The organism is Parablautia sp. Marseille-Q6255 (genome assembly GCF_951230155.1).
Taxonomy (GTDB): domain Bacteria; phylum Bacillota; class Clostridia; order Lachnospirales; family Lachnospiraceae; genus Choladousia.
Genome location: NZ_CATNVD010000017.1, coordinates 98,964 through 111,292, shown reverse-complemented (window position 1 = coordinate 111,292; position 12,329 = coordinate 98,964). Strand labels below are relative to the sequence as shown.

Below are 12,329 nucleotides of genomic sequence, written 5' to 3'. Positions count from 1 at the left end.
CATCATACAGACTCCTTATGTTTTTTCTGGACAATTAAACAATAAGACAAATCTGTATGATTGGGAAGAGGTTTCGGCCTCTTCCTTTATTTTTTTACTTTTTGCCAATGATAATTATACTCTAAGTTCTATATTGTTGCTATTTTGCTATTTTTTATTTCAGAGGATGCCCGGATCGGACACCCCCTGTTTGCATTTGTGCGTTTTGCTTACATCATAGTGTTCGGCTGAGTTCCCATCTGGGCACCTGCCATAGCGCCGCCCATCTGACCACCGGCCATCTGGCGCTCCTGCTGCTCAATCATCTTTTTCACCATATATCCGCCAACAGATCCATTCTGTCTGGATGTGAGGTTTCCGTTGTATCCGTCTGTGAGCGGAACTCCCAGCTCGCTTGCCACCTCAAATTTAAAACGATCCATTGCACTTTTTGCCTCCGGTACTGCTTTGTTTGTTGATGCCATATCAAACGCCTCCTTTGTTTTCATTTCTTTTCTTTTTTATCATTTCGTTGTTTTGCAGCTCTTTGTTGCTGCATTGCTAGTATGTGCAGCTTGAGAAGATATAAACTGGAAATTGTTTGAAATGATCACAAACAAAAAAAGAATACCCCGGGTCATCACTGACTTCAGGGTATCCTTTGCCGTTTCGATTCTATATAATGTTATAATGCAATACTTCCAGTCACGTCATCGTTGATCACATAGTAAACCATGTTCTCTTCCGGCTTAAGGTACAGAGCAATGGATTTCAGGTCAGCAGCTTTATTTTTCATCTGCTTTGTCCAGATCTCCTTTACCTGTTTCATGAGATCAGCCTGACTGATCTCCTTTCCAAGGTACTGAAGGTAAACACTTTCTTTTACTACAGCCTTTTTCGCAGGAGCTTTCTTTGCAGCAGCCTTCTTTACTTCAGCCTTTACTGCATCTGTCTTTTCTTCTGCTTTTTCAGCGACCTCTTTTACAGTCGCAGCTGCAGCCTTTGCCACTTTCGCAGTTGCCTTCTTTACTGTCTGCGGTGCGTCTTTCACCTCAGCAGCGACTTTCTCTGCTGTTTCCCTGGCAATTACCTCAGCATCCTTTACAACCTTTTTCATAACAATCCTCCTAGAACCTGTAGACCTGCTCCATGTATAAAACGCGTACATGGCACGGTATTATATACATCACCAAGCATCATATACTAATTCGCCAGACATTGCAAGTCAAAAATTCCCTTAAAATTCAGCAGGAATCCGAAATTTTGCATAAAAAATGTCAAAATTTTTCGCGTTTTGGCTCCATTGTCACGTGAAGGCCCAGTTTTTTCAGCGTATTCAGATCGACTTTAGAAAGCCGTGCGGAGCAGTGCAGCTCACAGTCATTGAGCTCGCCCATGACGTCAAGCGCTCTCTGCGCGTCTTCGCTTTCCGCAGCGCTGATAGAAAGTGCGATCAGTGTCTCATCCGTATGCAGACGCGGGTTGCGGCTGCCAAAGTACTGTGTCTTAAGCTTCTGGATCGGCTCAATGGCTTTTTCAGAAATAAGAAGCTTCTCATGATCGATGCCAGCCAGCTCTTTTAAGGCATTCAGCAGAACTGCAGAACACGGTCCGAGCAGATGAGAGGTTTTTCCTGTGATGATCCTTCCATCTGCCAGCTCGATCGCCGCGCTTGTCAGATTTCTTTTCGCCTCAAGATCGTTTGCTGCTGCTGCACATTTACGGTCATTCGTTGTAATATCCAGCTGCTGCATCAGAAATTCTATTTTAAAGAGCTCATCCTCCGTCGACTCAAGATCTGCTTTGCGGATCAGCGATTCATAATAGCGCCGGATGATCTCCTGCCGGGATGCTTCGCAGCATGCGTCATCATCCACAATACAGTACCCCGCCATATTTACTCCCATATCTGTCGGAGATTTGTATGGGCTGCTGCCAAAGATCTTCTCAAACATGGCGTTAAGCACCGGGAAGATCTCAATGTCTCTGTTGTAGTTGACCGTCGACACTCCATAGGCGCTCAAATGAAAGGAATCGATCATATTGACATCATTGAGGTCTGCCGTAGCTGCCTCATAGGCGAGATTCACCGGATGAGAAAGCGGCAGGTTCCAGACAGGGAAGGTTTCAAATTTGGCATATCCGGCGCGTATCCCGCGCTTGTGTTCATGATAGAGCTGAGAAAGGCAGGTAGCCATTTTTCCGCTTCCCGGTCCGGGTGCAGTCACGACAACAAGCGGGCGGGTCGTCTCGATATAATCATTTTTTCCGTATCCGTCCTCGCTGACGATCAGAGAAATATTTTTCGGATATCCTTCAATGCGATAATGGCAGTATACCGGAATTCCCTGTTTTTCCAGCTTTGCCTTAAAGACATCAGCAAGGCCCTGCCCGCGGTACTGCGTCAGCACGACGCTGCCCACATACAGCCCGTGGCTGCGGTAAATGTCGATCAGACGGAGTACATCGAGATCATATGTGATGTCAAGATCTGCACGGACTTTATTTTTTTCAATATCCTCTGCGTTGATCACAATGATGATCTCTGCCTGCTCCTTTAGCTGCAGCAGCATCTGAAGCTTACTGGAGGGTGCAAAGCCCGGAAGAACACGCGACGCGTGGTAATCGTCAAAAAGCTTTCCGCCAAACTCCAGATAAAGCTTGTTGTCAAACATGGAAATCCGCTCTTTGATCTTTTCAGACTGCATACGAAGATATTTCTGGTTGTCAAATCCTGTTCTCATAGTTCTCTCCTCATCTTCCTCTGATCTTGTGTTTGCCTGCGCACAGACAAAATCTGCGGGCAGCGTGTTGCATATACAATATTCTTAGTATACGACATTTTTAGACGAATGGCTATTACATTTTATAAAACATAATTTTTTGTGCATGACTGAACGGTTCCGTTTTCGTTCAGGAAACGTTTTTCCGTCTTTTCTGTCATTAGTTATAAAAAAAGGATAAAATCACTTGCTTTTTTAGAAATTTTTGCTATACTATATTTGAGACAATTTGACTTGGAAAGGTTGGTAAAAGATGAATATCGGATTTATTGCGCATAACAGTAAAAAGACTCTGATCGAAAACTTCTGTCTCGCATATAAGCATATCCTCTCCAAACATAATTTATATGCTACCGGAAGTACCGGAAGGCGAATCGAAGACGTCACAAATCTGAAAGTGTACAAGTTCCTTCCAGGGAGTGTCGGCGGTGATAAACAGTTTATCGATATGATTGAGCGAAATTGTATGGATATGGTCATCTTCTTCTATAACCCGGTAATGACCAGCCCAAATTCACCGGATATTTATGCGATCTCCCGATGCTGTGATGAATACAATATCCCTATCGCTACGAACATCGCTACAGCAGAGTCTCTGGTGCTCGGTCTGGCACGCGGAGATCTCGACTGGAGACTGAACATTCGCTCAGACGATTTTTGAGCAGACAGACACTAAAAAAGAAGCTCCATACACTTTTCTATTTTTCTATTGGACATGCTCCGATGCAGCTGTATACCTGCACCGGAGCATGTCCTGTCTTATCGGAGACTACAGACTGATCTGCTCTGTCTGCTCTTTCATAAACTTCTCATAACGCTGCTTCAATACACGATGCTCCTGCCTTTTAAGCTGCGGGTCAGCACACAGGATCTCATCCACTGCCTCGTTTGCTTTGGCCAGCACCGCCGCATCTGTGTAAATGTCTGCCAGATGGAAATCCAGCATCCCGCTTTGGCGCACACCAAAAAGATCTCCCGGTCCGCGCAGCTGCATGTCCCGGTTCGCTATTTCAAACCCGTCATTCGACCGGCACAGGATATCAAGTCTCTGTTTAATGTCCTTTCCCTCCATGGAATAAAGAAAGATACAGTAGGACTGCGCATCTCCTCTGCCGACCCTGCCGCGCAGCTGATGAAGCTGCGCCAGTCCAAAGCGCTCGGCATTTTCGATCAGCATGACGGTTGCATTTGGCACATTTACGCCGACCTCTACGACAGTCGTAGAGACGAGCACCTGTATCTCGTTTTTCAGAAAACGCTCCATGATCTCATTCTTTTCGGCGGGCTTCATTTTTCCGTGCAGATACGCTACACAGATCTCCTGAGGAAGCACTTTCTGAAGCAGCTGTGTATATTCAACTACATTTTCTGCCTCTACTGCCTCGCTCTCCTCGACCATTGGACAGATCACATATGCCTGATGTCCCAAAGCTATCTGCTTCCGGATAAATTCGTGCGCCTTCGGCCGGTATCCCGTCCCCACGACACAGTTTTTGATCGGAAGACGGTTTGCAGGCATTTCATTGATCACTGAAATATCCAGATCACCATATAGGATCACGGCCAGAGTCCTCGGGATGGGCGTGGCGCTCATCACGATCGTATGCGGCATATTGCCCTTCTGGGCGAGCATTTCCCTCTGCCGTACGCCAAAACGGTGCTGTTCATCAGTAATGACAAGCGCCAGATCATGATAAACAACCTTCTCCTGGATCAAAGCATGCGTGCCTACGATAACGGATGCTTCCCCGGAGCTTATTTTTTCGTATGCTTCCCGCTTTTGCCGGACTGTCATCGAGCCCGTAAGCAGTACGGTATGAAAGGGAAGCCCGTTTTGGCTGAAAAGCTCTGTGATAGATGCGTAGTGCTGCCGTGCAAGTACCTCTGTCGGAACCATCAGCGCCCCCTGATATCCGCTCTGCGCCACGGTCAAAAGCGCAAGAACAGATACAATGGTTTTACCTGATCCGACGTCTCCCTGGATCAGACGCGCCATGACAGACGGTCCCTGAAGCTCCTGCGCGATGGTCTGCCAGACTTTTTCCTGTGCTTTTGTCAGGGAATACGGCAGACCTTGGATCAGCTTTTGCGCCAGATACGGCGTTTCGATGGAGAAGCTGTTTTTTGCCTTTACCCGGGCAGTTTTCAGACTCCGCAGCTGCAAAAGGAAAAAGAAGAATTCGTCAAAAACAAGTCTTCCTCTTGCGAGGGCAAGCGCATGCCGGTCTTTAGGAAAATGGATCTGCTCAATTGCGAAGTTATATTCGGAAAGATCATATCTCTTTCGATACTGCAGCGGAAGATAATCTTCGAGCAGCGACTTTTGCGCAAGAACCTGACGCACTGCCTTTTGCACCATCGTGCCGGTCAGCCCCTTTACAAGCGGATAGACGGGACGCAGCTCATCTGTCAGCGCACGATACTGTTCTTCATGAAAAACAGCAGGCTGCTCAATGAGCAGCCGCTGTCCTTTTGATTTTATTCTGCCTCGGAATACATACCGTTCTCCCGTTCGAAGGGAGTTTCGCAAAAATGGCATATTGAACCAGGTAAGAGCGATCCCATCCGTCCCGTCTGATGCGAGCGCGGTTGAGACGGAAAGACCTCTTATATGCCTCGTGGCAATCGGTGCAGTAAGCTGTGCACACACAGAGGCTGTCTCCCCCTCTCGCAGCCTGGTTATCGGAACCGGCGCTTCAAACTGCTCGTACATCCTGGGATAATAGGCCAGCAGGGAGGCAATATCTCTGATGCCGGCCTTTTCAAATATCTGTTTTGTTTTTTCACCGATCCCTTTAAGGGAATCAAGAGAAGCTCCCAGATCCATAGTTACCTCTTACTCTTGCAGACGTTGTTTATTCTGCGGAAATAATATAGTAGTATATCGGCTGTCCTCCACAGTTCAGCTCAACATCACAGTCGGGATGCTGCTCTTCGATCTTATCCCTCAAAGCGGAGGCCTCATCCTCGTTCATATCCTCGCCGTAGTAAATGCTGATCAGTTCTGTGTCCTCATCCACCATCAGGCTGACTGTCTCAAGCGCAACCGTATCAATATCTTTTCCCACAGACAGGATCGCATGATCCCCGACGCCCATAATGTCGCCGGCATGGATCGTCTTGTCGTCAATATGTGTGTCGCGCACCGCATAGGTGAGCTGCCCTGTTCTGACTCTGGAGATCTCCTCCTCCATCAGGGCCGCATTTTCTTCCGGCGACTTTTCCGGTACGAAGTTGATCACAGCTGTGATCCCCTGCGGTACCGTCTTTGTCGGGATGACGATGATATTTTTATCTTCTGTAAGCGCTTTTGCCTGATTCGCTGCCAGAATAATATTTTTGTTGTTTGGAAGGATAAAAATATTTTTTGCGTGCACCTGCTCGATCGCGTTCAGCATATCCTCTGTACTCGGATTCATGGTCTGACCGCCCTCGATCAGATAATCCACACCGAGATCACGGAAAATATCGCCGATCCCGTCGCCGATCGATACAGAAATAAAGCCGGTCTCTTTTAAGCTGACGGGCTGCTCTGCTTTGACTGCCTGCTGTGCTGCCGCCTGCTTTTCCGCTTCTTTGATGACCTTTTCCTGATGCTCCTCACGCATGTTGTCGATCTTCATACGGGTCAGAGAACCATAGGTGAGCGCGCGTGTGATCGCAACACCCGGATCATTCGTATGGACATGCACCTTTACGATGCCGTCATCTGATACAACAACAATAGAATCTCCGATCGACTCGAGGAATGCCTTAAAGGAAAGCTCCGTCTCCTCTGTATATTCTTTTTCCAGCATAATGATGAATTCGGTACAGTAGCCGTATTTGATATCAGCCGGAGCGGCAGCCGATGCAGAAGCGGCAGCTCCTCCATTTCCTGCTGATACACCTTCGATCGTATAATCGATCTCTTTTCCCGCAAACGCATCCGCCGCACCCTTTAGTACCTGCACAAGCCCCTGTCCGCCGGAGTCCACCACGCCTGCCTCCTTCAGTACCGGAAGCATTTCCGGCGTCTGATTGAGCACTTCCTCGCTGCGTTTGATGATCTCCTCGATCATCACGCCAAGCTCAATGTCCGGATTCTCCTCGATCAGCTCGGCCGCGCGTTCTGCGCCGCCTCTTGCTACGGTCAGGATCGTTCCTTCTTTTGGCTTCATGACTGCTTTGTATGCCGTCTCTACCGCCTTCTGGAACGCTGCTGCGAGCACTGCCGCATCAATGACCTCTTCGCTGCGGATCACCTTTGTAAAGCCGCGCAGAAGCTGAGAAAGAATGACACCGGAATTGCCGCGCGCGCCGCGCAGAGAACCGGATGAGACAGCCTTTGCAAAGCTCTCCATAGTGATCTGCTCTATCGCTGCGACTTCCTTTGCCGCCGCCATGATCGTCAGGGTCATATTTGTACCTGTATCGCCATCCGGTACAGGGAATACGTTTAATTCGTTGATCCATTCTTTTTTTGATTCGAGATTCTTAGCTCCGGCCAGAAACATTCTGGCGCAAAGAGAAGCATCTATTGTAATCGCACTCACGATTGTTCCTCCTTAATCAATTACTCTTACGCCTTCAACAAACATGTTCAGCTTTTCCACTTCCATACCGGTAAACTCTTCTACACGATATTTGACATTGCTGAAAAGATTATCCGCAACAGCGGAAATGCTCACACCGTAGGAAACGATAACATGGAAGTCAATCGTGATCCGGTTCTCCTCTATCTTTACATTCAGTCCGCGCTCAAGGCTGTCACGCTTTAAAAGTCTGACAAGACCGTCTTTTACGCTGACGATCGCCATGCCGACGATACCAAAACATTCTACTGCAACGCTGCCTGCATAGGTAGCGATCACGTTCGGGTCGATTACGATAGACCCGAGTTCATTGCTCATGCGTCCTTTCATAAACAGAAACCTCCATCTATTTCAAAATATAATCTTCCATGCAAAGCATACTCCATACCTATCTTACCAGAAAACCTGCGTCTTGCAAAGATGCTTTTTATGAATTGCAAAATTATTTTATTTTTTCTTATTTTACACTTGCAAAATATTGTAGTATCTGATAGAATAATTGTGCTGTGAGTCTAAATCGTGAAATTAGACTTAATTCATTTCAAGGAGGTGCGGTCATGGCTAAATGTGCTATTTGTGATAAAGCTGTTCATTTTGGAAACAATGTGAGTCATTCTCATAGAAGAAGCAACAAGGTTTGGAAAGCAAATCTCAAACATGTGAAGGTTAAAGTTAACGGTGGTGCTGCCAGAAAGATGTATGTATGTACTTCTTGTCTGAGATCCGGAAAAGTTGAGAGAGCTTAGTTTTCATGAAACAGATGCAGGCAGGTTATCGAAAGATAACCTGCCTTTTTGTTATGCTCATATTCCGGAAGTGCGCAGAAAAAACAACCTGTACGATTAGCGGTATCAGCACAAAAAAAGATTGTACCCTAACAGCAGCAAAAAAAGTATCAGAAGTATACTGATCAGGATACTCTCTATAAACAGCTCCACAATCATTCCGACCGCGATCCAGAATACGATAAATCCGGCCATTCTGCGCATACACAGATACCCTCTTTCTGTTTCTTATATCTATCATATGCACAGAATGCATCATTCAACACTGCTCTTTTAGAAATATCCCAAGAGCCGGTCACGATTCCAGGCCTTTGCTCAAAAGGTTTTCTCTTCCGATGCTACATTGTGGATCGCCTCATCTACATCAGGCGCAGAAGAAGCCCCTGCATCTGCGTTTTTTCCGGCTGTAAATTTATTCACGAAATCCGGTACCATATCCAGGATCTTTGTCACACTGTCCTGATTCTTGATGTTGACAAGCTTGGTCGTTCCATTCTGGATCACAAGCACGGCGCTTGGCGAGATCTTTCCTCCCATACCTCCACCGCCATTATTTTTCTTTTCCTCTGTTTTTGCGGTGGCAGCTACGCCGAAGCTCACATCTACGAGCGGCAGAATGATCGTATCGCCGACCGTGATCGCATCGCCGACCACTGTTTTGGTAGTAATAAAATTCTCCATTCCTTTAAATAATGACCCTACTGTGTTCTGAAAATTTTCCATATTCGGTCTCCTTTCCCGCTGTCTGGGCGGATTTTCTGTTTTATTTTCTTATTTGCACCTATCTTTTCGCACGTATCTGTCTGATCAGGCGGCGAAGCCTTTCATCAAAGAACGCACGCATGCAGATCCGGAGAAAGTGAAACAGCCGGATATGCCCGGTACACAAAAGATCTGTCTCAAGCACAGGCTCTTCAAAATCCGGACGGACTGTAAATCTGTCTGCCCGTGCCGGCAGCACCAGATAAATGATCCCGGTAAGCTGCCCGGTAAGTGCCGGATCTCCTGTTCCAAAATGCAGGTATCCGCTGATACGCCGGGGACAGTAATGCTTCCACAGATCACGCAGATAGCCATACAGCGTACGCAGATTTTCTTTTATCTCATACCGCCGAAACAGCTCCATGAGCTCCTCCGGTTTATGAAGTAACCCGGCAAATTTATGGAACGCCTTCAAAAGCGTCTGATAAGCGCGCCTGATCCTGTCCGGAATCCCGGAAAACCAGTTCCAAAGGCGTTTTCCCAGCACCCTGCCCTGCTTTATTCTATCACAGATGCGTTTTACTTTGCACTTATTTTTTGAAGCCTTCGTCTCCCTCACATCTGGCACCGGATGTATCCTGAGCTGTCCTTCCTCGTCTGAAACCGGATGCGCCCTGTGCAGCTCCTCCCCGTCCGGCATCGGATGTGCCTTATGCAGTTCCTCCTTATCCGGAACCGGATATAGCCCGGGCGGTTTTTGCATGCCGGATGTCTGCCGCATCTGCTGTGTCTCAGTCTCCTTTTTTTGACCGGATCCAAACAGCCGTATTCCAAAAAGCTTCACCAGGACTGTGCCTCCAGAATCCTTATCCATGCAGGCTTTCACACTGACGCTATGCATAAGCCAGCTCGCCTGCACCGATCCCCTTAGCTGTTCTGGCTCCCTCTGCAATCTGATCCGGTAGCGCACCGGAACGAACAGAATACAAAGCAGTGCAGTACAAACCAGAAGCACCGAAATGCCCAGTATGATACCGATAAGCTTTAGTATACCCAGAATAATATGTAGCATATTCTCTCCTGCTGCCCTCTCTATAATACTGTTTTCATTTCCTGTATTGCAAAAAAACTCCGAAGATCCGTGCCGCCGGTCTTTTCATACGCCTCCTGCACGATCTGCGCCACGAGTCCGCACGCCTCGCTCCAGCCGAAGGAAAGCCCGACGATACACGGACAGTTTTCCCGCGTATACCAGAACCGCAGATTCCATGTCGGTATGATCTCCAGCTGATTTCTCTCATTTCCGGAAAGTGTGATCAAATAGATATTAACTGTAGTTTTCCCTTCTTCTATCTTTTGAATCAGAATATCCTTTTTCTTTTTGACTGTCGCACCCAGATACAGCTGTGTATGCCACTTCATCTCTTAGCCTCCATCACCCAAACGCATACTGCCAAAATGCCGACATTCCGCAGACGCGAAATCCCGGCATCAGGTGGTTAAAAGTATTTTTTACTGCCCCAAAGATTATTTTTTTTCAGATTCAAATATTCATTATAAGCTTTTTCTAAGATCATCTTTTCATTGGTAAATTTTAAAAGATGATATGCTTCATGATATTTGTAATACCCTGAGTCGATAAAATACTCCTCTCGCTGTGGTTTACTGTAATAACTGTCTGCCATCATCAAATACCAGTGCACATCCTTTGCGACTGTATCCTCCGGGACATTGAAGGTATACTGGCTTTTGCCAATGTATTTGATAATGGAAGCGCGGACTCCTGTCTCCTCCAGAACCTCTCTGGCAGCAGTCTCTTTGTAGTCCTCGCCTTCTTCCACTGTCCCCTTGGGAAGCACCCAGCCTTCATACTTATTTTTGTAGCTCTTGTAAAGGACAAGGATCTTTCCCCGAAATATCACCACACCGCCACAGCTTGTTGCCTCGATCATTGCAATCCCTCCTGTCTGCGTGTGCCAAAAATGACTGCACTCAGTATAACTCTTTTTTGCAGATCACGCAACCAGAAATCCTTGCGCGTATGTGATGCCTTCAAAGTCAGAAAGGATCAGTGGCCGTATATGCTGTAATACGCCTGAAATACCTGTGCGGCGATCGGTACAGCCGTTTCACTTCCCGTGCCCCCATCCTCCGCGATCACAGCTACCACAAGGTCAGGATTATCTACATTTGAAAATCCGACAAACCAAGAATGTGTACCTTCATATCCGTTTGATACATATTCTGCAGACCCTGTCTTTCCGGCGGCAGTAAAGTCATACCAGCCAAGAGCAGTCGCCGTTCCGCTTTTTACTGTCTCCTGCATATACTCCGACAGGGTTCTCGCCTCCTCTGTCGTCATCAGACGTTTATACCGGGAGGGTTTTGTCCTGGATACCGTATTCCCGTCATGCGTCTGTATCCGGTCCACATAATACGGCTTCATCATGATACCGCCGTTTGCGACCGTGGATGTGATCATCGCCATCTGGAGCGGCGTGACGAGTGTATTTCCCTGTCCGATCGCCGTAGTCATCACCTCGCCATAGGAGGAGCTGCCATCCAGCTCAAATCTGGAGGTGCTGTGCTGCAACTTCGTGGGAAGAGATTTATTAAACAGAAATTCCTCACACAGAGAATGAAACTCATCGTTGTCAAGCTCCAGACCGATAGTAGAAAATGCCGTATTACAGGAGTGAGCAAACGCGCTTTTCAGATCCTCCTGTCCATGTACGGAATTGTTGTAGCAATTAATCGTCACATCCTCGACCGTGAGCTTAGAGGTACAGTCATACTGGAATTTGCGGAAATCAGACGGCTCCTGCCGCATATACGCAAGCGTTGTCAGGATCTTGAAGGTCGATCCCGGTGGGTAAAGCCCCTGTGTCGCTCGGTTTAAAAGTACGCTGCTCGAGCTGTCTGTCACGACGCTGTCCCAGATCTCTTCAATAGAATTCGGGTCAAAATCCGGCTTGGACACCATTGCAAGGATCTTTCCTGTATCCGGCTCCATCGCAACAATCGCTCCATTATAAGAACCGAGCGCCTCGTAAGCCGCACTCTGAAGCTGTGCGTTCAGTGTCACAACAACGGAATCTCCCATTGTTTTTTCCTGGTCCGCTTCGTCTTGTATCTGTGTCAGTACGGATGCATGAGAGGAAAGCAGGTCATGATTTGCGCTTGCCTCCAGCCCGGATTTGCCGTTTGAAGCATATCCGATAACATGAGAAAAAACATTTGCATACGGATACTCCCGGATTTCCTCTCCGGTATCTGTTACCGTTGTCTGTGCCAGGACATTCCCGTCTGAGGAGAGGATAGAGCCACGGATATATTTGTCCATGTTTGCGTCCTGTTTTGTATTGTATGCATTTTTATTGAGCTCATCCGCCTTCCAGATATTAATATACCCCAGATAGCCGATCATCAGCAGGAAGACGAACACAAACACATAGGTCACAATGCCAAGCTCTGTGTTCCTCCCCTTTCCGGTTACCGGCTCCGGC

The 12,329-nt window shown here is 47.3% G+C and carries 13 protein-coding genes; 2 read left to right on the top strand and 11 right to left on the bottom strand.

From position 1 onward, the window contains the following. Positions 1-209 precede the first annotated feature (209 nt). The 3 genes from QOX44_RS14150 to QOX44_RS14140 all read right to left on the bottom strand — a co-directional run bounded on the left by QOX44_RS14150 (position 210) and on the right by QOX44_RS14140 (position 2,723). Positions 210-464 carry an alpha/beta-type small acid-soluble spore protein gene (locus tag QOX44_RS14150; protein WP_283683963.1) on the bottom strand — a complete coding sequence of 85 codons (255 nt, stop codon included), beginning with the start codon at positions 462-464 and terminating at the stop codon, positions 210-212. A 200-nt stretch (positions 465-664) separates the two neighbouring features. Then, positions 665-1,096 (bottom strand): DUF6465 family protein, encoded by a 432-nt coding sequence (locus QOX44_RS14145; RefSeq protein WP_283683960.1) that lies wholly within the window; start codon positions 1,094-1,096, stop codon positions 665-667. Positions 1,097-1,256: 160 nt separating this feature from the next. Further along, positions 1,257-2,723, bottom strand: a complete 1,467-nt coding sequence (locus tag QOX44_RS14140; protein ID WP_283683958.1) for a DUF1846 domain-containing protein — start codon at positions 2,721-2,723, stop codon at positions 1,257-1,259. 292 nt (positions 2,724-3,015) lie between these two features. On the opposite strand from QOX44_RS14140, the gene QOX44_RS14135 reads away from it, so the two are divergent. Beyond that, positions 3,016-3,423 (top strand): methylglyoxal synthase, encoded by a 408-nt coding sequence (locus tag QOX44_RS14135; protein WP_283683956.1) that lies wholly within the window; start codon positions 3,016-3,018, stop codon positions 3,421-3,423. Positions 3,424-3,531: 108 nt separating this feature from the next. Here the strand turns inward: QOX44_RS14135 and recG are convergent, their stop codons facing one another. The 3 genes from recG to QOX44_RS14120 are packed head-to-tail and all read right to left on the bottom strand — an operon-like array spanning position 3,532 to position 7,666. Then, positions 3,532-5,589, bottom strand: coding sequence for an ATP-dependent DNA helicase RecG (recG, locus tag QOX44_RS14130; RefSeq protein ID WP_283683955.1), 2,058 nt, complete (start codon positions 5,587-5,589; stop codon positions 3,532-3,534). Positions 5,590-5,617: 28 nt separating this feature from the next. Beyond that, on the bottom strand, positions 5,618-7,297 hold the full coding sequence (locus tag QOX44_RS14125; RefSeq protein ID WP_283683953.1) for a DAK2 domain-containing protein: 1,680 nt from the start codon (positions 7,295-7,297) through the stop codon (positions 5,618-5,620). Positions 7,298-7,309: 12 nt separating this feature from the next. Next, a complete protein-coding gene (locus QOX44_RS14120) occupies positions 7,310-7,666 on the bottom strand; it encodes an Asp23/Gls24 family envelope stress response protein (RefSeq protein WP_283683952.1) in 357 nt (118 codons plus the stop codon). A 227-nt stretch (positions 7,667-7,893) separates the two neighbouring features. Between QOX44_RS14120 and rpmB the strand changes: the two genes are divergently transcribed. Beyond that, positions 7,894-8,082 carry a 50S ribosomal protein L28 gene (gene rpmB, locus QOX44_RS14115; protein WP_176851380.1) on the top strand — a complete coding sequence of 63 codons (189 nt, stop codon included), beginning with the start codon at positions 7,894-7,896 and terminating at the stop codon, positions 8,080-8,082. Between the two features lie 354 nt (positions 8,083-8,436). On the opposite strand, the gene QOX44_RS14110 is transcribed toward rpmB, so the two are convergent. The 5 genes from QOX44_RS14110 to QOX44_RS14090 form a co-directional block, all read right to left on the bottom strand. Continuing rightward, positions 8,437-8,844, bottom strand: coding sequence for a GerW family sporulation protein (locus tag QOX44_RS14110; RefSeq protein WP_283683950.1), 408 nt, complete (start codon positions 8,842-8,844; stop codon positions 8,437-8,439). Between the two features lie 58 nt (positions 8,845-8,902). Next, positions 8,903-9,895, bottom strand: coding sequence for a DUF2953 domain-containing protein (locus tag QOX44_RS14105; protein WP_283683948.1), 993 nt, complete (start codon positions 9,893-9,895; stop codon positions 8,903-8,905). A gap of 20 nt (positions 9,896-9,915) precedes the next feature. Continuing rightward, positions 9,916-10,245: a hypothetical protein gene (locus QOX44_RS14100; protein WP_283683946.1), complete on the bottom strand. Its 330-nt coding sequence runs from the start codon at positions 10,243-10,245 to the stop codon at positions 9,916-9,918. A gap of 77 nt (positions 10,246-10,322) precedes the next feature. Beyond that, a complete protein-coding gene (locus tag QOX44_RS14095) occupies positions 10,323-10,775 on the bottom strand; it encodes an NUDIX hydrolase (protein ID WP_283683944.1) in 453 nt (150 codons plus the stop codon). A 116-nt stretch (positions 10,776-10,891) separates the two neighbouring features. Beyond that, positions 10,892-12,250 (bottom strand): peptidoglycan D,D-transpeptidase FtsI family protein, encoded by a 1,359-nt coding sequence (locus QOX44_RS14090; RefSeq protein WP_283683977.1) that lies wholly within the window; start codon positions 12,248-12,250, stop codon positions 10,892-10,894. Positions 12,251-12,329: the final 79 nt, after the last annotated feature.

Excerpts from the sequence above, each read along its gene's own strand:
- QOX44_RS14140 (WP_283683958.1), bottom strand. The coding sequence starts at position 2,723 with ATGAGAACAGGATTTGACAACCAGAAATATCTTCGTATGCAGTCTGAA.
- QOX44_RS14100 (WP_283683946.1), bottom strand. The coding sequence starts at position 10,245 with ATGAAGTGGCATACACAGCTGTATCTGGGTGCGACAGTCAAAAAGAAA.
- QOX44_RS14090 (WP_283683977.1), bottom strand. The coding sequence starts at position 12,250 with ATGATCGGCTATCTGGGGTATATTAATATCTGGAAGGCGGATGAGCTC.
- QOX44_RS14110 (WP_283683950.1), bottom strand. The coding sequence starts at position 8,844 with ATGGAAAATTTTCAGAACACAGTAGGGTCATTATTTAAAGGAATGGAG.
- QOX44_RS14120 (WP_283683952.1), bottom strand. The coding sequence starts at position 7,666 with ATGAAAGGACGCATGAGCAATGAACTCGGGTCTATCGTAATCGACCCG.
- QOX44_RS14150 (WP_283683963.1), bottom strand. The coding sequence starts at position 464 with ATGGCATCAACAAACAAAGCAGTACCGGAGGCAAAAAGTGCAATGGAT.
- QOX44_RS14135 (WP_283683956.1), top strand. The coding sequence starts at position 3,016 with ATGAATATCGGATTTATTGCGCATAACAGTAAAAAGACTCTGATCGAA.
- recG (WP_283683955.1), bottom strand. The coding sequence starts at position 5,589 with ATGGATCTGGGAGCTTCTCTTGATTCCCTTAAAGGGATCGGTGAAAAA.
- QOX44_RS14105 (WP_283683948.1), bottom strand. The coding sequence starts at position 9,895 with ATGCTACATATTATTCTGGGTATACTAAAGCTTATCGGTATCATACTG.
- QOX44_RS14145 (WP_283683960.1), bottom strand. The coding sequence starts at position 1,096 with ATGAAAAAGGTTGTAAAGGATGCTGAGGTAATTGCCAGGGAAACAGCA.
- QOX44_RS14095 (WP_283683944.1), bottom strand. The coding sequence starts at position 10,775 with ATGATCGAGGCAACAAGCTGTGGCGGTGTGGTGATATTTCGGGGAAAG.
- rpmB (WP_176851380.1), top strand. The coding sequence starts at position 7,894 with ATGGCTAAATGTGCTATTTGTGATAAAGCTGTTCATTTTGGAAACAAT.